Source organism: Streptomyces sp. NPDC006487 (assembly GCF_042870555.1).
Taxonomy (GTDB): Bacteria; Actinomycetota; Actinomycetes; order Streptomycetales; family Streptomycetaceae; genus Streptomyces.
The window spans coordinates 20,296-38,507 of the sequence record NZ_JBIAHN010000009.1; the positions used below are offsets into that span (position 1 = coordinate 20,296).

The 18,212-nt window shown below is 73.3% G+C and carries 13 protein-coding genes; 12 read left to right on the forward strand and 1 reads right to left on the reverse strand.

Annotation, left to right across the window (positions count from 1 at the left end; all coding sequences use genetic code 11):
* Positions 1-62 precede the first annotated feature (62 nt).
* The 8 genes from ACFYM0_RS16900 (at position 63) to ACFYM0_RS16935 (ending at position 10,045) form a co-directional block, all read left to right on the forward strand.
* On the forward strand, positions 63-2,957 hold the full coding sequence (locus ACFYM0_RS16900; protein ID WP_388501793.1) for a vitamin B12-dependent ribonucleotide reductase: 2,895 nt from the start codon (positions 63-65) through the stop codon (positions 2,955-2,957).
* Positions 2,958-3,147: 190 nt separating this feature from the next.
* Positions 3,148-3,972, forward strand: coding sequence for an arylamine N-acetyltransferase (locus ACFYM0_RS16905; RefSeq protein WP_388501795.1), 825 nt, complete (start codon positions 3,148-3,150; stop codon positions 3,970-3,972).
* 32 nt (positions 3,973-4,004) lie between these two features.
* Positions 4,005-4,610, forward strand: coding sequence for a YdbC family protein (locus ACFYM0_RS16910; RefSeq protein WP_250748831.1), 606 nt, complete (start codon positions 4,005-4,007; stop codon positions 4,608-4,610).
* A gap of 108 nt (positions 4,611-4,718) precedes the next feature.
* Positions 4,719-5,378 (forward strand): histidine phosphatase family protein, encoded by a 660-nt coding sequence (locus ACFYM0_RS16915; RefSeq protein ID WP_388501798.1) that lies wholly within the window; start codon positions 4,719-4,721, stop codon positions 5,376-5,378.
* 11 nt (positions 5,379-5,389) lie between these two features.
* A complete protein-coding gene (locus ACFYM0_RS16920) occupies positions 5,390-6,304 on the forward strand; it encodes an ADP-ribosylglycohydrolase family protein (RefSeq protein WP_388501801.1) in 915 nt (304 codons plus the stop codon).
* 172 nt (positions 6,305-6,476) lie between these two features.
* A complete protein-coding gene (locus tag ACFYM0_RS16925; RefSeq protein ID WP_388501803.1) occupies positions 6,477-8,189 on the forward strand; it encodes a DUF4173 domain-containing protein in 1,713 nt (570 codons plus the stop codon).
* 489 nt (positions 8,190-8,678) lie between these two features.
* Positions 8,679-9,389 (forward strand): ribonuclease HII, encoded by a 711-nt coding sequence (locus ACFYM0_RS16930; protein ID WP_388501804.1) that lies wholly within the window; start codon positions 8,679-8,681, stop codon positions 9,387-9,389.
* Positions 9,390-9,448: 59 nt separating this feature from the next.
* Positions 9,449-10,045 carry a hypothetical protein gene (locus ACFYM0_RS16935; RefSeq protein WP_388501806.1) on the forward strand — a complete coding sequence of 199 codons (597 nt, stop codon included), beginning with the start codon at positions 9,449-9,451 and terminating at the stop codon, positions 10,043-10,045.
* 238 nt (positions 10,046-10,283) lie between these two features.
* Here ACFYM0_RS16935 and ACFYM0_RS16940 read toward each other — a convergent pair whose 3' ends face one another.
* On the reverse strand, positions 10,284-10,910 hold the full coding sequence (locus tag ACFYM0_RS16940; RefSeq protein WP_388501808.1) for a hypothetical protein: 627 nt from the start codon (positions 10,908-10,910) through the stop codon (positions 10,284-10,286).
* Between the two features lie 361 nt (positions 10,911-11,271).
* Between ACFYM0_RS16940 and ACFYM0_RS16945 the strand changes: the two genes are divergently transcribed.
* The 4 genes from ACFYM0_RS16945 to ACFYM0_RS16960 all read left to right on the forward strand — a co-directional run bounded on the left by ACFYM0_RS16945 (position 11,272) and on the right by ACFYM0_RS16960 (position 18,071).
* Entirely contained in the window at positions 11,272-13,422 is a 2,151-nt protein-coding gene (locus ACFYM0_RS16945; protein ID WP_388501810.1) for a RecQ family ATP-dependent DNA helicase, read from the forward strand.
* Between the two features lie 138 nt (positions 13,423-13,560).
* Entirely contained in the window at positions 13,561-14,859 is a 1,299-nt protein-coding gene (locus ACFYM0_RS16950) for a DUF4192 domain-containing protein (protein WP_388501812.1), read from the forward strand.
* Positions 14,860-15,188: 329 nt separating this feature from the next.
* On the forward strand, positions 15,189-17,189 hold the full coding sequence (locus tag ACFYM0_RS16955; protein WP_388501814.1) for a glycogen debranching N-terminal domain-containing protein: 2,001 nt from the start codon (positions 15,189-15,191) through the stop codon (positions 17,187-17,189).
* Between the two features lie 135 nt (positions 17,190-17,324).
* Positions 17,325-18,071 carry an NUDIX domain-containing protein gene (locus ACFYM0_RS16960; protein ID WP_388501815.1) on the forward strand — a complete coding sequence of 249 codons (747 nt, stop codon included), beginning with the start codon at positions 17,325-17,327 and terminating at the stop codon, positions 18,069-18,071.
* The last annotated feature ends 141 nt before the right edge of the window (positions 18,072-18,212 follow it).

The following is an 18,212-nucleotide window of genomic DNA, read 5'->3' on the forward strand; positions in this document are numbered from 1 at the left end:
GCACCGTGCCGCGGAATAGCGCTGGCACTTTAGGGCGTTTTGCCCGCATTGGGAGGAACGGCATGACAGAGACGGCGAGCAGCTCGGCACGAGGTTCCCGCGCCAAGGGCACCAAGACTGCCAAGAGCGGCCTGCGTATCGAGCGCATCCACACCACCCCGGGCGTCCACCCGTACGACGAGGTGACCTGGGCGCGCCGCGACGTCGTCATGACCAACTGGCGCGACGGTTCGGTCAACTTCGAGCAGTACGGCGTCGAGTTCCCCGACTTCTGGTCGGTGAACGCGGTCAACATCGTCACCAGCAAGTACTTCCGCGGTGCGGTCGGCAGCCCGCAGCGCGAGACCGGTCTGCGTCAGCTCATCGACCGGATCGTGAAGACGTACACGAAGGCCGGCGAGGACTTCGACTACTTCACGTCGCCCGCTGACGCGGAGATCTTCGAGCACGAGCTGACCTACGCGCTCCTGCACCAGATCTTCAGCTTCAACTCCCCGGTGTGGTTCAACGTCGGCACGCCCCAGCCGCAGCAGGTCTCCGCCTGCTTCATCCTGGCCGTCGACGACTCCATGGAGTCGATCCTCGACTGGTACAAGGAAGAGGGCATGATCTTCAAGGGCGGCTCCGGCGCCGGCCTGAACCTCTCCCGCATCCGCTCCTCCAAGGAGCTCCTCTCCTCCGGCGGCAACGCCTCCGGCCCGGTCTCCTTCATGCGCGGCGCCGACGCGTCCGCCGGAACGATCAAGTCGGGCGGTGCCACCCGCCGCGCGGCCAAGATGGTCGTCCTGGACGTGGACCACCCGGACGTCGAGGACTTCATCGCGACCAAGGTGAAGGAAGAGGAGAAGATCCGCGCCCTGCGCGACGCGGGCTTCGACATGGACCTGGGCGGCGACGACATCACGTCCGTCCAGTACCAGAACGCCAACAACTCCGTCCGTGTGAACGACGAGTTCATGACGGCCGTCGAGAACGGCACCGAGTTCGGCCTGCGGGCCCGCATGACCGGCGAGGTCATCGAGACCGTCGACGCAAAGTCGCTCTTCCGCAAGCTCGCCGAGGCCGCGTGGGCCTGCGCCGACCCGGGCATCCAGTACGACGGTGTGATCAACAACTGGCACACCTGCCCCGAGTCCGGCCGCATCACCGCGTCCAACCCGTGCAGCGAGTACATGCACCTGGACAACACGTCCTGCAACCTCGCCTCGCTGAACCTGATGAAGTTCCTCGACGACGACGGCAAGGGCAACCAGTCCTTCGACGCCGAGCGCTTCTCCAAGGTCGTCGAGCTGGTCATCACCGCGATGGACATCTCCATCTGCTTCGCGGACTTCCCGACGCAGAAGATCGGCGAGAACACCCGCGCCTTCCGCCAGCTGGGCATCGGCTACGCCAACCTCGGCGCCCTGCTGATGGCCACCGGCCACGCGTACGACTCCGACGGCGGCCGCACCCTCGCTGCGTCGATCACCTCGCTGATGACCGGTACCGCGTACAAGCGCTCCGCCGAGCTGGCCGCGATCGTCGGCCCGTACGACGGCTACGCCCGCAACGCCGAGTCGCACAAGCGCGTCATGAAGCAGCACGCCGACGCCAACGCCGTCGCGCCGCGCACCGAGGACCTGGACAACGTCATCTGGGCCGCGGCCACCGAGGCATGGCAGGACGTGATCCGCCTCGGCGAGAAGAACGGCTTCCGCAACTCGCAGGCCTCCGTCCTCGCGCCGACCGGCACCATCGGTCTCGCGATGTCCTGTGACACCACCGGTGTCGAGCCGGACCTGGCCCTGGTCAAGTTCAAGAAGCTCGTCGGCGGCGGCTCGATGCAGATCGTCAACGGCACCGTTCCGCAGGCCCTGCGCCGCATGGGCTACCAGGAAGAGCAGATCGAGGCGATCGTCGCCCACATCGCCGAGCACGGCGTGGTCGTCGACGCCCCGGGCCTGAAGCAGGAGCACTACTCGGTCTTCGACTGCGCGATGGGCGAGCGTTCCATCTCCGCGATGGGCCACGTGCGCATGATGGCCGCGATCCAGCCCTGGATCTCCGGCGCGATCTCGAAGACGGTCAACATGCCGGAGACGGCGACCGTCGAGGAGATCGAGGAGATCTACTTCGAGGCGTGGAAGCTGGGCGTCAAGGCGCTCGCGATCTACCGCGACAACTGCAAGGTCGGCCAGCCCCTCTCCGCGAAGAAGAAGGAAGAGGAGAAGGAGGAGGTCACCGCCAAGGCGGAGGACACCATCCGGACGGCCGTCGAGAAGGTCATCGAGTACCGCCCGGTCCGCAAGCGCCTCCCGAAGGGCCGCCCGGGGATCACCACCTCCTTCACGGTCGGTGGCGCCGAGGGCTACATGACCGCGAACTCCTACCCGGACGACGGTCTCGGCGAGGTCTTCCTGAAGATGTCCAAGCAGGGCTCGACCCTCGCGGGCATGATGGACGCCTTCTCGATCGCCGTCTCGGTCGGTCTGCAGTACGGCGTCCCGCTGGAGACGTACGTCGCGAAGTTCACGAACATGCGCTTCGAGCCGGCCGGTATGACGGACGACCCGGACGTGCGCATGGCGCAGTCCATCGTCGACTACATCTTCCGCCGCGTGGCGCTCGACTTCCTGCCCTTCGAGACCCGCTCGGCCCTCGGCATCCACTCCGCCGAGGAGCGTCAGCGCCACCTGGACACCGGTTCCTACGAGCCCCTCGACGAGGAGCTCGACACCGAGTCCCTGACCCAGGCGGCCCCGATCGCCGCGGTCCAGACCGTCCCGGCCGCCAAGCCGGTCGCGGTCGCCCCGGTCCCGGCCCCCAAGACGGCGCACTCCAACGCCGAACTGGTCGAGATGCAGCTCGGCGTCTCCGCCGACGCCCCGCTCTGCTTCTCCTGCGGTACGAAGATGCAGCGCGCCGGCTCCTGCTACATCTGCGAGGGCTGCGGCTCCACCAGCGGCTGCAGCTGACGAGCACGAACGCTCCTGCTGAGCAGCTGAGCAGCTGAGCAGCTGAGCAGCTGAGGAAGCGGGGACCGGCCCAGGGCCGGTCCCCGCTTTTTCGTGTCGTCCCGGGCGGCGTGCGCCGTCATGATGACCATGGTGTGGGGCGCCGCGACGGGGTGCCCCCGAAGATCGTGCTGCGTCGAGCGGGGGATATATGTGGAGCGGTGACGGACTGGATCTGGACGCCTATCTGGCGAGGATCGGCTGGAGCGGCGGGGAACTCCGCGCCGACCTGGCGACGTTGAAGGCAGTGCACCGGGCGCACACCGGTGCGATCACCTTCGAGAGCCTGGACGTGCTGTTCGGCCGCCCCGTCGGGCTGGACGTCAAGACGATCGAGAACAAGCTCGTGCACGAGCGCCGCGGCGGCTACTGCTACGAGCAGAACACCCTGCTGGCCGCCGCCCTGGAGCGGATCGGCTTCGAGGTCTCCGGACGCGGTGCCCGCAACCGTTCCCGGGGGGACGCCCTGACCGCGGTGACGCACGCCGTGCTCGTCGTCACCGTCGAGGGGGAACCCTGGCTCTGCGACGCCGGGTTCGGCTGGCAGGGGCCGCGCGAGCCCGTGCCTCTGGCGCGCCCCGGTGCCGAAGTGCGCCAGGGGGAGTGGGTGTTCCGCGTCCGGGAGGAGGCGGACGGGGTCCTCGTGCTGTGCGTGCCGCGCGAGGGTGCCTGGCGGGACCTGTACGCCTTCGCCCCACAGCCCTACCACCCCGTCGACTACGTGGTGCTGAACCACTACAGCTCCTCGCACCCCCGCTCCGCCTTCGTAGGCCGGGTCGTCGTCCAGCGGCAGGGCGACTCCGAGCGCCTGGCCCTCGTAGGGCGGGAGCTCTCGCGGCTGCTCCCCGACGGGCGGACCGAGCGGCGGGAGGTGCCGGCCGAGGAACTGCTCGCCCTGCTCGGCCGGGAGTTCGGGCTTCGGCTGTCCGAGCGGGACGCGGACGAACTCCTTCGGTTGTACCGCGCCGAGGACTGACCCGGGCCCCGCCGGGACCGTACGATGGCGCAGTGCTGGTCAAGTGGATTCGCTGCACGGTGACGGACCGACGCGGGTTCGAGCGCGGGCAGCGCAAATGGGCGGGACTGCCGGGGGAACCGGGATTCCGGGGGCAGGGCGGCGGCTGGAGCCGGGGCCGGCAGGGGGTGGCGCACGTCTTCACCTTCTGGGAGAGCCGTTCCTTCTACGATTCCTTCATGGCCCGCTCGCACGACCGGCTGGCCGCTTCGCAGAACGGCACTTACACCGACGCGCGGGTCACGCTCTTCGACCACCGCTTCGACGTGAAGACCGGGTTCGAGCCGCGGTTCACCGACGCCGATGTCGTCAGGGTCGCCCACACCCGGGTGCGGGAGGGTCGCGTGGACCATTTCGCGCTCATGCAGGAGAAGGTCTGGAACCCGGCCATGGCGGGTTCGCCCGGCATGGTCCGCGGCCTCTTCGGCGAGGCTCCGGGCCGTGAGTTCCTGGTGCTGTCGATGTGGCACGCGGCGGCCGAACACGGCAAGTACCGGCAGGAGCGCGTCGAGCGGCTGTCGCTGCGCGCCCAGATCCAGGCCGACGTGGAGGCCCTCACCGGGGACGTCGTCGACCTCGAACCCTCCTGGACGGTCTGACCCGTACGCCGTGGGCGGCCCCGCCGGAGAGCCGGCCGCCGGGCCGCCGCCGGGGCCGTACGGCGTGCCCGGTCCGCGCGCCCGCCGATGGCCGAATAGGGTCGTGGGATGGTACGACCACGGCGCATCGTCCTTGTCCGGCACGGGGAATCGGAGGGCAATGCCGATGACACGGTGTACGAGCGGGAGCCCGACCACGCCCTACGGCTGACTCCCACCGGGCGCGAGCAGGCAGCGGAGGCCGGCGGACGCCTGCGCGAGCTCTTCGGGGACGAGCACGTCAGCGCGTACGTCTCGCCGTACCGCCGGACCCTGCAGACCTTCCGGGAGCTGCGCCTGGACCCGACGCGCGTGCGGATGCGCGAGGAGCCGAGGCTGCGCGAGCAGGACTGGGGGAACTGGCAGGAGCGGGAGGAAGTGCGTCTGCAGAAGGCCTACCGGGACGCGTACGGGCACTTCTTCTACCGCTTCGCGCAGGGGGAGTCGGGCGCGGACGTCTACGACCGGGTCGGAGCCTTCCTGGAGAGCCTCTACCGCAGCTTCGAGGCCCCGGACCATCCGGAGAACGTGCTGCTCGTGACGCACGGCCTGACGATGAGGCTGTTCTGCATGCGCTGGTTCCACTGGTCCGTGGCCGAGTTCGAAGCCCTGTCCAACCCGGGCAACGGCGAATACCGGGTGCTCATGCTGGGTTCCGACGGCCGGTACCGGATGGACCGCCCGTTTGAGCGGTGGACCACACCCGAGCCTTATGATCTGGACGGCTAGAGTGACGCGCGATGACCGCTGACTCCTCCCCCGAAGGGCGCTACGCACGCGCCATGGCCAGCCTCCGCGGGCTGGCCCTGGGTGACGCACTGGGCTCCCAGTACTTCGTCCCCGTGAACTACCCGCTGCTCAAGCGGCGCGAGCTGCCCGCCGGCAGCGATCCGTGGCAGTGGACCGACGACACCGAGATGGCCTGCTCGGTGGTGGCCGTGCTCGCCGGACACGGCCGGGTGGACCAGGACGCGCTGGCCGCCTCCTTCGCCCACCACCACGACTTCGACCGCGGCTACGGGCCCGCCGTGAACCGGATGCTGCGCCTGATCCGCGAGGGCGCGGACTGGCGCACGCTCGCCGCGGAGCTGTTCAACGGGCAGGGCTCCTGGGGCAACGGCGCGGCCATGCGGGTCGCCCCGCTGGGCGCCTGGTACGCCGACGATCCGGAGCAGGCCACGCACCAGGCGGAGATCTCCGCCTACACCACCCACCAGCACCGCGAAGCGGTGTGCGGCGCGATGGCCGTGGCCGCCGCGGCCGCGCTGGCGGCCGATCCGGCCGGGCCGCCGAAGGCCGCCGACCTGCTGGACGGTGTGATCGCGCTGGTCCCGCGGAGCGCGGTGGGCGCAGGGGTGAGGCGCGCGCGAGACATGCTCGACTACGGCGACGCGACCACCGTCGCGGCCGTACTGGGCTGCGGGCGGCGCACCAGTGCCCACGACACCGTGCCGTTCGCCCTGTGGTCGGCGGCACGGGGCCTGGACGACTACGAGCGGGCCTTTTGGACCACCGCCCAGGTGGGCGGAGACGTGGACACCACCTGCGCGATCGTCGGCGGAGTGCTGGGCGCACGCGGGGACGCGGTGCTGCCGCAGGCCTGGCTGGCCCGGACCGAGGCACTGCCCGCCTGGCTGCCGGAGGCGGCGGGGTAGGGGAGCAGCGGGGGCGGGGGCGGTCCGCGCCGGTTCGTGGCCCTCTGTTTGTCACGGTCCTGCCACAGGCCTCTTTTGAGCCTGTTCAAAACTGCAGGTGACCGGCCTACTCTGTCGGCTTCGTCGCCCCCCGCCTGACGGCCGGGGGCGACCGACAGGGGAGGGGAACCCGATGTCAGCAGAGAACGCCGAGACGGCGGACACCGCGGGGGCCGCCGCGGGTGCGGCGGCCGACGCAGGGTCCGTAGCGTCCGCGTCCGTAGCGTCCGCGTCCGTAGCGTCCGCGCCCGCTCCGCCCGCGCCCGTACCGTCCGCGCCGCCCGGCTGGGATCCCAAGGCTTGGCGGGCCCACCAGTTGCGCAAGGAGCGCGCCGCCTCCGGTGCCTGGTCGATGGCCCCGCTCGCCTGGGCCGAGGCCGCACGCCCGGCCGCCGTCGGACCGGTGCCTGCCGTCGTGCTGGGCGCCGTACTCGCCTCCGGCATCGCCGCTTCCCTGCTCCTCGGCGAGGGGCTGGGGCCGGGCCTGCTGCTCGCGGTGGTGCCGGCGCTGCTCGCCGCCTACGCGGCCGCCCGCGCGGCCGGCCGCAGGCTTCGCCCGTGGACCGCGCTCTGGGCGCTCGGCTGCCTCGCGCTGCTCGCCGTGCCCGCCCTGCGGGCCTCCGCCTGGCCGGCCGTCACGGCCCTGCTCGCGGCCCTCCTGACGGGTGCCCTGGCCCTGCACGGCAGCCGCAGCGGGCCCGGCATCCTGCTCGGCCCGGTCGGCCTCCTCGATTCCGCCGTCCTCGGGGTGCGCTGGGTCTGGAGCGGCCTGCGGTCGCGCGGCGAGGGGCGCCGGGAGCGCTGGCTGCCGGTGGCGAAGGCCGTCGTGGTGGCGGTGGTTCTGCTGGCGCTCTTCGGCACGCTGTTCGCCTCCGCCGACGCGGCGTTCGCGGACCTGCTGAGCGGGCTGACCCCCGACATCAGCGGTATGGGCGGCCCGGTTCGCTTCCTGCTCTTCGCGCTGGGCCTCGTCGTCGCGATCGCCGTCGCCCGCGCGGCGGCCGCCCCCTCCCGCTGGGACCGCATCGAGGTGCGCCCGGGGAAGGCGCGCTCCCGGGTGGAGTGGGCCCTTCCGCTCATCGTGCTGAACCTGCTCTTCGCCGCCTTCAACGCCGTCCAGCTCGCGGTCCTCTTCGGCGGCTACCGCAAGGTCCTGGAGGCCACCGGCCTCACCTACGCCGAGTACGCGCGCCAGGGCTTCTGGCAGCTGCTCTGGGCCACCCTGCTCACCCTCGCCGTCATCGCGCTGGCCCTGCGCTGGGCCCCGCGCGACGGAGCCGGCGACCGGCGGCTGGTGCGCGCCGTGCTCGGCACCCTCTGCGTGCTGACCCTCGTGGTCGTGGCTTCGGCGCTCCGCCGCATGGACCTTTACGTGGACGCGTACGGCCTGACCAGGCTGCGGCTGTCGGTCGCCGGTGTGGAGCTGTGGCTCGGGCTGGTCATCGTACTGATCATGGCCGGCGGGCTGTTCGGCGCGCGCTGGCTGCCGCGCGCGGTCGCGGGGAGCGTCGTGGCGGCCGTACTGGCCTTCGGGTTGATGTCCCCGGACGGGGTGATCGCGGAGGGCAACGTCACGCGGTACGAGCAGGACGGCAAGATCGACTTGGCCTACTTCCAGTCCCTGTCGGCCGACGCGGTACCCGCCCTGGACCGGCTGCCCGAGCCCCGGCGTTCCTGCGCCCTGCGCGGGATCGCCAGGGAGCTGGCGGCGGCCGGTCGCACGCCCTGGTACGCGACGAGCCTGGGGGAGCGCAGGGCCAGGGAGATCCTCAGGGAGCGCGGGGTGAGCGCCTCGTACGAGGAGTGCAAGAGCCTGGGGACCTTCGGGAGCCGGGTGGAGTACTGATCACCCCGGACGGGGCGGTGGTGGAGACTCGAACGGGCGATTCTCCATGCCGCGTTGGAGCAGCTGAACGCCATGGGCCGGTACTGCTTCGCGAGTGCGATCACGCGGATGCGGAGCGGTTCCGCGAGCCGGTCCGGGCCGGGCGGTGCGGTCCGGGCGGTGTGGGCCGGTGTGCATGCTGATCGGCGAGCTTTTTGCCATGGAAGCAAGCGGAGGGACGTCGGGCCGCGCGTGACCCGTCCGCGTCTCGTCGAGGTCATCCCGGTGCCGGTGATGAACCGCGCGAAGGTGTGCGGGAGCGAATGCTTGGGCGCGGAACTCTCCGAGACGGCTCGCGGGGTGACGGCGCCGCCGCCCAGGGGGTGAGACGGGGCGGGGTGCGTGGCGCGGCGCGGAGGTGGCCTGGGTGCGGCGGGGAGGGGGCGGAGGCGCGGCGGGGAGGGGGCGGGGTGTGCAGGCGGCCCGGGGCGGCGTAACCTTGCTGGCGCCATGCCGTACGAAGCACCCACTCACACCGTCGAACGCTCCCTCCGGGCGACCACCGGCGCCAAGGTCATCGCCGGGGTCGACGAAGTCGGACGAGGGGCCTGGGCCGGTCCCGTCACCGTCTGCGCGGCGATCACCGGTCTGCGCCGGCCGCCCGCGGGACTCACCGACTCCAAACTGCTCACCCCCAAGCGCCGCGACGCGCTCGTCGGCGTCCTGGAGGACTGGGTCACCGCTTACGCACTGGGCCACTCGTCCCCCGAGGAGATCGACGAACTCGGTATGACCGCCGCCCTGCGCCTCGCCGCGGTGCGTGCCTTGGAGGGGCTGCCCGTGCGGCCCGACGCGGTGATACTCGACGGCAAGCACGACTACCTCGGTGCGCCCTGGCGGGTCCGAACGGTGATCAAGGGCGACCAGTCCTGCGTCGCCGTCGCCGCGGCCTCGGTGATCGCCAAGGTCCGGCGCGACCGGATGATGGCAGACATCGGTGAACAGGGCGGCGGAATCCAGGACTTCGCTTTCGCGGCCAACGCCGGATATCCCTCGCCCGTGCACCGGGCGGCGCTCGAGGAGCAGGGTCCGACCGCGTACCACCGGCTCTCCTGGTCCTACCTTGACGCCCTGCCCCGCTGGAGCCACCTCAAGAAGGTGCGCCGCAGCGAGGAATCGATGGAGCTGGAAAACGGAGGCCAACTCGGCTTCGATTTCTGATCGCACGCACGTGCCACCAACCGGTACGTTTCGCACCGATGTTTGATAGATATCAACTCATGCCTCTCACCCCCGCCCCCGAGGAGCCTCAGATTCACGAGAGTGCCCAGGGTCCCCGCGTCACGCCGGCCGCGAGCCGCACCGCGCAGACCCCCCGCCCCGTACCCGGTCCCCGTCCCGCCCCCAGGCCCGCGCCGCCCGCGCCGCGGAAGCCGCAGGCCGCCCGCGTTCCCGCGGCCGCCACCACGCCCTCGGTCTCCGCGTCCGTACCGCAGGTCCAGCTGATCCCGGCATCCGCCGAGGGTGCGCTGGACGCGGCCGAGGAGGCCGTGGACCTGCTGCTCGACACCGGGCGTGCGCCCGGCGACATCCTGGTGCTCACCACCGGCGACCCGCACCCGTGGGCCGCGCACGAGCTGTCCTTCGGCGAGGCCGCGTACTGGGCCCTGCACGATGCCCGTGACGACGTCTTCTACGCGGACGCCGCGCAGGTCCAGCGCGCCGCGGGCCGTCCCGTCGTGGTCTTCGCGGCCAACGGCGGACCGGCCGACGCGGCTGCCGGAGCCCTGCCGGTCGCTCTCGCGCGAGCCGGTGCCCTCCTGATCGTGTGCGGCGAGCCGCAGCAGATCAACTCCGTGCTGGGGGCGGGCGTCTGACGCCCCGTACTCCCGTACGGTCGAGGGGTGGGGCGGGCCGGTGGCCGGCCCTGCCGAAGTCCGAGGCCTGACCAGCCGTACGCCCGTTTCGGGTGTACGGCCGTTGGTCGTTCCCGGGTAGGGGCCCCGCGCGCTCCGGGTGCGGCGGCGCGGGCTCAGAGCGGCGGTGCGCCGGCAGGGGACGAGCGCGGCGGTGCGACGCTACGGGCTCAGCGTGCGGCGGTGCGACGGTACGGGCTCAGCGTGCGGCGGTGTGGCGCAGGGCCTCCGTGGCTCCGCCGCCGCGCAGGGCGAGCGGGGCGAACTCGGACGGCGTATCGCCGAGGCGCTCGGGCCGGGAGTTCGAGCTGGGGCTCCGGCCGCCGCGGCCTTCGCCCAGTACGTGCCAGCCGCCCCGGGTCAGCGTGATGTACGCGCCGCAGCGCAGCCCGTGCAGGGTGCAGGCGTCCCGCAGCCCCCACATCCAGGCGCCGTCCTCCTCGGTCCAGCGCTCGTCGCCGTCGCGGCAGAAAAGCAGCACCGCGGTCCGCACCGGGGTCCGCCGGCGCAGGTCGTGCGGAAGGACCCGGCGCAGCCGGGACAGCAGGGCGTTGCGGTACTCCCAGCCGTCGGCCGCGGTGGAGCGCTGAACGAAGGAAGCGCTGGCCACGAGCCGCTCCTCGGGCCCGAGCACGGCGATCACCGCCGTGGACGGGGCGGGACTGTGCCGCGAATGCAGTCCGCTGACTACCTCGCGCGGATTGCGCAGCAGGGGGATGCCCGACGCCGTCCAATCGGAGGGTTCCAGCAGCCTGCCGTGCCGGCTGGCGCCGCCGGTGGTCGTTCTCAGGGACGTGGTCGAGGGCGGGGCGAATCCGAAGGTCACGGTCCTCCCTTCGGGTACACGCCCGCGAGCGGGCACGGCTGGAGTGCGGGCGCGCCGCGGCACGGCCCAGGAGAGCGCCGTCGAGCCGAGCGGGAGCAGGACAATTCTCGCGTGGCCCGTGAGCATGCGGCAACGAGCAATTGGAGCCGCCGACCGGAATTCGCCGGTATGCCGTTCATATCCTTGCCCCGCCACGCCGAAGATGACTCATTCGGTCCGGGCCTGTGCACCGGCACCAGGAGAAACAGTTCCCAGGCGGCCGTCCGTCCCGGCGGTCACGCGCCGCGACGGACGGCCTGTGGGCCGGACGTCACGCTGGGTGAATTGGCCGATTGTCCTAGGCATCGGGTTGCATGGGGGCATGGACAACCTGGAGCTCCGCGCTGAAGCCGATGCCATCCTCGCTGAGCTGGTCGGTGCCCCGGGGGGTTCGGCGCGGCTGCGGGAGGACCAGTGGCAGGCGGTGTCGGCCCTGGTGGAGGAGCGCCGGCGGGCGCTGGTGGTGCAGCGCACGGGGTGGGGCAAGTCGGCGGTGTACTTCGTGGCGACAGCCCTGCTGCGCCGTCGCGGCGCGGGCCCGACGGTGATCATCTCGCCGCTGCTGGCGCTGATGCGCAACCAGGTCGATGCGGCGGCCCGGGCCGGAATCCAGGCGCGGACCATCAACTCGGCCAACCCGGAGGAGTGGGAGACGATCTACGGGGAGGTCGAGCGGGGCGAGACCGACGTCCTCCTCGTGAGTCCGGAGCGCCTCAACTCGGTGGACTTCCGCGAACAGGTGCTGCCCAAGCTCGCGGCCACGACCGGCCTGCTGGTCGTCGACGAGGCCCACTGCATCTCCGACTGGGGCCATGACTTCCGCCCCGACTACCGTCGGCTGCGCACCATGCTCGCCGAGCTCGCCCCCGGCGTCCCCGTGCTCGCCACCACGGCGACGGCCAACGCACGGGTCACGGCGGACGTGGCCGAGCAGCTGGGCACGGGAGGCGGGGGCGCTCTGGTCCTGCGCGGCCCCCTCGACCGGGAGAGCCTGCGGCTCGGTGTGCTGGAGCTGCCGAACGCGGCGCACCGGCTGGCGTGGCTGGGGGAGCGGCTGGGGGACCTGCCGGGCTCGGGGATCATCTACACGCTGACGGTGGCGGCCGCGGAGGAGGTCGCGGCGTTCCTGCGGCAGCGCGGGTATCCGGTGGCCTCCTACACGGGGAAGACGGAGAACGCCGACCGGCTGCAGGCCGAGGAGGATCTGCTCGCGAACCGGGTGAAGGCCCTGGTGGCGACCTCCGCGCTGGGCATGGGCTTCGACAAGCCGGACCTGGGGTTCGTGGTGCACCTGGGCTCTCCCTCGTCCCCGATCGCCTACTACCAGCAGGTGGGCCGTGCGGGGCGCGGCGTGGACCACGCCGATGTGCTGCTGCTGCCGGGGCGGGAGGACGAGGCGATCTGGGCGTACTTCGCTTCGGTGGGGTTCCCGCCCGAGGAGCAGGTCCGGCGGACCCTGGACGTACTGGAACAGGCCGGCCGTCCGCTGTCGCTGCCGGCGCTGGAGCCCCTCGTGGACCTTCGGCGTTCGCGGCTGGAGACGATGCTCAAGGTCCTGGACGTGGACGGTGCGGTCAAGCGGGTGAAGGGGGGCTGGACCTCCACCGGACAGCCGTGGGCGTACGACGCGCAGCGGTACGAGTGGGTGGCCCGGCAGCGGCAGGCCGAGCAGCAGGCCATGCGGGACTACGTGGCGACCACGGGGTGCCGGATGGAGTTCCTGCAGCGCCAGCTCGACGACGAGAAGGCGACCCCGTGCGGCCGCTGCGACTCCTGCGCCGGGCCCTGGCTCGACCCCGCCGTGTCCCACGGGGCGCTCGACGCGGCGACCGGTGAGCTGGACCGTCCCGGAGTCGAGGTCGAGCCCCGCCGGATGTGGCCCTCGGGCATGCCCGCGGTCGGCGTCGACCTCAAGGGCCGCATCCCCGTGGGCCAGCAGGCGTCCACCGGGCGGGCGTTGGGGCGTCTGTCGGACATCGGCTGGGGCAACCGCCTTCGCCCGCTCCTGTCGGAGCAGGCCGCGGACGGGCCGGTGCCGGACGACGTACTGGCGGCCGTGGTGACGGTGGTGGCCGACTGGGCCCGTTCGCCGGGTGGCTGGGCGGGCGGCTCGATGGCCCGGCCCGTGGGGATCGTGGCCATGCCCTCCCGCTCCCGCCCGCGGCTGGTGGGCTCGCTCGCCGAGGGCCTGGCCCGGGTCGGCCGGCTCCCGCTGCTGGGCAGCCTCGCCTACACCGCGCAGGCGGGCGAGTACGGCGCGCACCGCAGCAACTCCGCCCAGCGGCTGCGCGCCCTGGCCGCCTCGTTCGCCGTCCCCGAGGAACTCGCCGCCGCCCTGGCCGCCACCCCGGGACCGGTCCTGCTCGTCGACGACTACGCCGACTCCGGCTGGACCCTGGCCGTGGGCGCGCGCCTCCTGCGGCAGAGCGGAGCAGAGCAGGTGCTTCCGCTGACCCTTGCCCTGGCGGGCTGAAGGCGCCCGGTCGGCCCCGGCGGCCCCGGCGGCCGGTCGGTGGGCCGCTTGGGGCGGGTCCGCTCGGGTTCGGGCGGGTCTGCCCGGGGGTTATCCACAGGGGTTTCCGGATCGGGCCGGACACGGGACCTTCGGGACATGACGAACAATCACGAAGCAGCACGCACCCCGTCCGACCCCTCGTCCCCCTCGTCCACCGGTCCGTCCGGAGGCGTGGACGCGTCCAGGATCACCCTGCGCAGTCCGGCCGAACTGGCCGATGCACTGCCCTACATGCTCGGCTTCCACCCGAGCGACTCCCTCGTCATGGTCGCCGTCCACGGGGAGGCCGGCCGCTTCGGCGGTCGGCTCCGGGTGGGGATTCCCGCGGCCCCCGAGGAATGGGAGGACACTGCCCGGCAGGTCGCCGACTGTCTGATCCGCGGCAGTGTGCGGCGCGGGACCAGGCCCGACGGCATCATCGTCTTCCTCTGTCAGGATCCGCCCCACGGCGACAGCGCGCAGCGGGTGATGACCAGGCTGCGCCCGTTCGCCCAGCGGATCCGGCTGGCCTGCGGGGCTCTGGACGTCCCCGTACTGGAGGCCCTGTGCCTCTCCGCCGGGCGGTACTGGTCCTACTGCTGCCCCGACGAGCGGTGCTGCCCCGCCGAGGGCAGCGCGCTGGCCGCGCCCGGCACCTCGGTGATGGCCGCCGCGGCCACGTTCGCCGGACTCCAGGTGCGCGGCTCCCTCCGGGAGATCGAGCACAGGCTCACGCCGCTGCGCGGGACGGTGGCCGGCGAGATGGAGGGCGCCCTGGACCGCGCTGCCGTCGCGCTGGTGCCGAAGATCCTCGACGGGGCCACCCGGGAGGAGGTGGGGGCCGAGACCGTCCTGCTCGCCCGCGCGCTGATCCAGCGCATGACCCTCGCCCCGCCGGCCGCAGGCGGTCCCGGAGCCGATGCTTGGGACGACGCGCTGCTGGGCCACGACGAGGCCGCCTCGTTGATCCTCGGGCTCCAGGACCGCGAGATCCGCGACATCGCCGCCGAGTGGATGGAGGGCGAGGAGGCGGCACCCGCCCTGCGGCTGTGGCGGGCCCTGGCCCGGCGCTGCGTCGGGGCCTACGGAGAACACGCGGCGGCTCCCCTCACCCTGGCGGGCTGGGTCTCCTGGTCCACCGGGGACGAGCCGACGGCCAGGATCGCCCTCGGGCTGGCCCTGCGGGCGGACGACGGGTACCGCTTCGCGCAGCTGCTCCACCACGCCTGCAACGAGGGGATCGACCCGGAGGGGCTGCGGGAGTGCTTGCGGGAGGAGCGGCGGCGACGCGAGCCCCGCCGGGGGCGCCCGCCCGCAGGACCCCGGCGGGCGGGCGCCGTCACCAGGCCGCCCGGCCGCCCGGGCGGGACGAGCAGCCGCCGCGAGTCCGGCAGCACCGCGGGGAGCGAGCAGTGAACCGCGGCCGGGGTCGTGACCGGGGCAGCTGCATGGGCCAGGCCCGCGTCCGCGGTCGGGCCCAGGGCCGGGGCCGGGACGGAGGCGGCTGTGCGGGCCCCGGGCGTGGCCGGGGCGAGGGCCGCGGGTCCGGCTTCCGGCGGTGGCTGCGGGACGGGGCGCGAGCGGTCCTGCGGCGGCGGCCCCCGCGAAGGCCCGTACTCCGCCGGGCGCAGCCGCCACCGGGGCCCGTGACCCGGGCGGGGGCGGGGGCGTTGCGCTGGGGGGTGGTGGGGACCCGGCCGCGCCGCCGCCCAGCCGATCCACCCGGAGCGCAGACAAGGCGACCCATGTCCCACCCCGTACCCCCGGCCCGCGTGGCCCCCGCCCGTGTGGCTCCCTCCGGCAGGGCCGACTTGCCGCCCGTGCACGGTGCCGTCCTCTGCGTCGCCGCGCCGTGCCTGGTCATCTCGCCCGAGCACGGCCAGCTCACCGGGCGGGGGGTCGACGGGATCTACCGCGCCGGGCTCCGGCTGCTGTCCCGCTGCGTGCTGCGCGTCGGCGGGCGGGATCCCGTCGCGGTCCAGGCCCGCAGTCTCGGCGCCGACCGGGCCTCCTTCACCGCGACCGTGCGGACCGGAGCGGAGCCAGGGCCCGATCCCGACGTCGGAGTCGAGCGGATCCGGCACGCCGACGGCACCGAGCGGATCACCCTGCGCAGCTTCACCGGCCGGCTCCTGCGGATCCCGGTCGAGGTCTCGCTCGGCACCGACCTGGCGGAGCTGGCCGAGGTGGCCGCCGGCCGGGCCGGGCCGGAGCTGCCCGCCGCGGTGCACGCCGCAGGGCTGCGCTGGACCAACGGCGAGGACCAGGCCGTCACCGCGGTGGAGCCGCCCCCGGACGACGCGCTGGCTTCGGCCGGGCTGCTGCGCTGGCAGCTCGAACTGCGCCCCGGCGAATCCCGCACCATCGAGCTGCGGACCACCCGGGACCGAGGGGCCCGCGCCCCCGCCGGACAGGTGGCCAATCCGCTGTCCGACGACGCCCGCGCGGAGGGAGACGACCCGCGGGCCGAGGCGTGGCTGCGCACGAGCGTGCAGGACCTGGGCGCGCTGCTGCTCAGGGACCCGAAGGAACCTGCCGACAGTTACGCGGCGGCCGGAGTTCCGTGGCGGCTGGGACTGGCCCCGGCGGAGTCCCTGTGGGCCGCCCGCATGGCGCTCCCGCTCGGCACCGGGCTCGCCGCCGCGACCCTGCGCGTCCTGGCCCGGACCCAGACCGGGGGGCGGGGCGCCGACGCGGGGAAGATCCCGGGGCCGCTCCGCGGGGCCGGGCCACAGCTGCCCCCGGGATGCACCGGGACCGAGGCGACGCTCGCCTTCCCCGCGGTCCTCGCCGAAGCCCGGCGCTGGGGGATGCCCGAGGCGGAGGTGGCCCGGCTGCTGCCCGCCGCCGAGCGATGCCTGGAATGGATCCGGGGCGCCTTCGGGGAGGACGGCTTCCTGGCCGATCCCGATCCGGGACCCCGGCGCTGTGAAACCCAGGCCCACGCCCATCGGGCCGCGCTCCTCGGGGCCGACCTGCTCGCCGGGTGCGGTCGGCCCGGAGCCGAGGAGTGGCGGGACCGGGCCGCCGGGCTGCGGGAGCGGTTCGCAGCCCGGTTCTGGGTCGACGGCCCCGACGGCGGCCGGCCCGCGGCGGCCCTGCATCCCGACGGGCGGCCCCTGCCCCGGCTGACGGGGGCCGCCGCCCACCTGCTGGACACCGGGCTGCTCGGAGGCGGCCGGCTCGCGCCGGGGCTGCTCGACCGGGTCCGTACCGAGCAGCTGGCCCGGCTGCTCGGAGCTCCCGCCATGGATTCCGGCTGGGGGCTGCGGAGCATGGCGCTCCGCGAGCCCGGGCACAACCCGTTCGGGTACCGCTCGGGCGCGGTCCGGCCGTACGAGAGCGCGGTCGCGGTGGCGGGCCTGGCCCAGGCGGGCTTCGAGAAGGAGGCCACGGGGCTGCTGAAGGGCCTGCTGGACGCGGCGGAGGGCTTCGGGTACCGCCTCCCGGAGATGTACGCCGCCGAGCAGCGCACCGAAGGCAGCGCCCCGCTTCCGCATCCGGCGGCCTGCCGGCCGGCGGCGGTCGCCGCCGCCGCGGGGATCCACGTACTGACGGCCCTGGCCGGGATCCGCCCGGACGCCCCCGCCGGTACGGTCGCCCTCGTACCGCTCCCCGGCGCCCCGCTCGGCGGGCTGCGCCTCTCGGGACTGCGGGTTTCGGGGGAACCCTTCGCCGTCCGGATCAGCCGGCTGGGCCTTGGCATGGTGGAGGAGGCCGCCGGTGCACTGCAACTGGGCGGGTAGGTACGACCGGGCGCGTAGGGGGCGCCCTGCCGATCGGGCCGGATCGGCCCCGGGCTTCCGCTTCCGTGGCCGGTTCCAGGGTCCGAAGATCTCCAAAGCTCTGTTTATCGTCAGGCAGACGACTATGATCGCGGCATGTCGCCCTACGACCCGTCGGCCTTTCCGCCCTTCGCCGTCACCGTCGACCTGGTCGTGCTCACCGTGCGGCGCCATGCGCTCTGCGCGCTGGTCATCCGACGGGGTGAGCAGCCGTTCCAGGGACGCTGGGCGCTGCCCGGCGGCTTCGTGCGCGGGGACGAGGACCTGTCGGCGGCTGCGGCCCGCGAACTGTCCGAGGAGACCGGCCTCTGCGCCCACGACCCGGCCGCACCGGACGTGGGCAACGGGGCGCACCTCGAACAGCTGGCGACCTACGGTGATCCGAAGCGGGATCCGCGCATGCGCGTGGTCAGCGTGGCGCATCTGGTGCTGGCTCCGGATCTGCCCGCGCCCCGGGCCGGCGGCGATGCGAACAGCGCGCGCTGGGCCCCCGTCGACGAGCTCCTGTCCACGGAGGGCCAGACCGGCGCCGGACTCGCCTTCGACCACGAGCAGATCCTCGCGGACGGGGTCGAGCGGGCCCGCTCGAAGATCGAGTACTCCTCGCTGGCCACCGCGTTCTGCCCGCCCGAGTTCACCGTCGGCGAGCTGCGCCGGGTCTACGAAGCTGTCTGGGGGGTCGCCCTCGACCCCCGCAACTTCCACCGCAAGGTCACCGGCACTCCCGGGTTCCTGGTGCCGGCCGGGGGGACGACGACACGTCAGGGCGGCCGTCCCGCCCAGCTGTTCCGGGCCGGCGGGGCAACGCTGCTCAACCCGCCGATGCTGCGCCCGGAAGTCTGAGACGCAGGCGCCCGGCACCGCCCGCGGATCGCCACCAGAGCCGGTGGACCGGCGGGTATGCAGGCTCGCGCCCCCGTTTGAAACGGCCACGGCGCCGACACGGGCACGCTTCGGGACCGGCTGCGCCTTAAATCGGACATA

Excerpts from the sequence above, each read along its gene's own strand:
- ACFYM0_RS16955 (WP_388501814.1), top strand. The coding sequence starts at position 15,189 with ATGTCCCACCCCGTACCCCCGGCCCGCGTGGCCCCCGCCCGTGTGGCT.
- ACFYM0_RS16945 (WP_388501810.1), top strand. The coding sequence starts at position 11,272 with ATGGACAACCTGGAGCTCCGCGCTGAAGCCGATGCCATCCTCGCTGAG.
- ACFYM0_RS16935 (WP_388501806.1), top strand. The coding sequence starts at position 9,449 with ATGCCTCTCACCCCCGCCCCCGAGGAGCCTCAGATTCACGAGAGTGCC.
- ACFYM0_RS16905 (WP_388501795.1), top strand. The coding sequence starts at position 3,148 with ATGTGGAGCGGTGACGGACTGGATCTGGACGCCTATCTGGCGAGGATC.
- ACFYM0_RS16950 (WP_388501812.1), top strand. The coding sequence starts at position 13,561 with ATGACGAACAATCACGAAGCAGCACGCACCCCGTCCGACCCCTCGTCC.
- ACFYM0_RS16960 (WP_388501815.1), top strand. The coding sequence starts at position 17,325 with ATGTCGCCCTACGACCCGTCGGCCTTTCCGCCCTTCGCCGTCACCGTC.
- ACFYM0_RS16915 (WP_388501798.1), top strand. The coding sequence starts at position 4,719 with ATGGTACGACCACGGCGCATCGTCCTTGTCCGGCACGGGGAATCGGAG.
- ACFYM0_RS16900 (WP_388501793.1), top strand. The coding sequence starts at position 63 with ATGACAGAGACGGCGAGCAGCTCGGCACGAGGTTCCCGCGCCAAGGGC.
- ACFYM0_RS16920 (WP_388501801.1), top strand. The coding sequence starts at position 5,390 with ATGACCGCTGACTCCTCCCCCGAAGGGCGCTACGCACGCGCCATGGCC.
- ACFYM0_RS16930 (WP_388501804.1), top strand. The coding sequence starts at position 8,679 with ATGCCGTACGAAGCACCCACTCACACCGTCGAACGCTCCCTCCGGGCG.
- ACFYM0_RS16925 (WP_388501803.1), top strand. The coding sequence starts at position 6,477 with ATGTCAGCAGAGAACGCCGAGACGGCGGACACCGCGGGGGCCGCCGCG.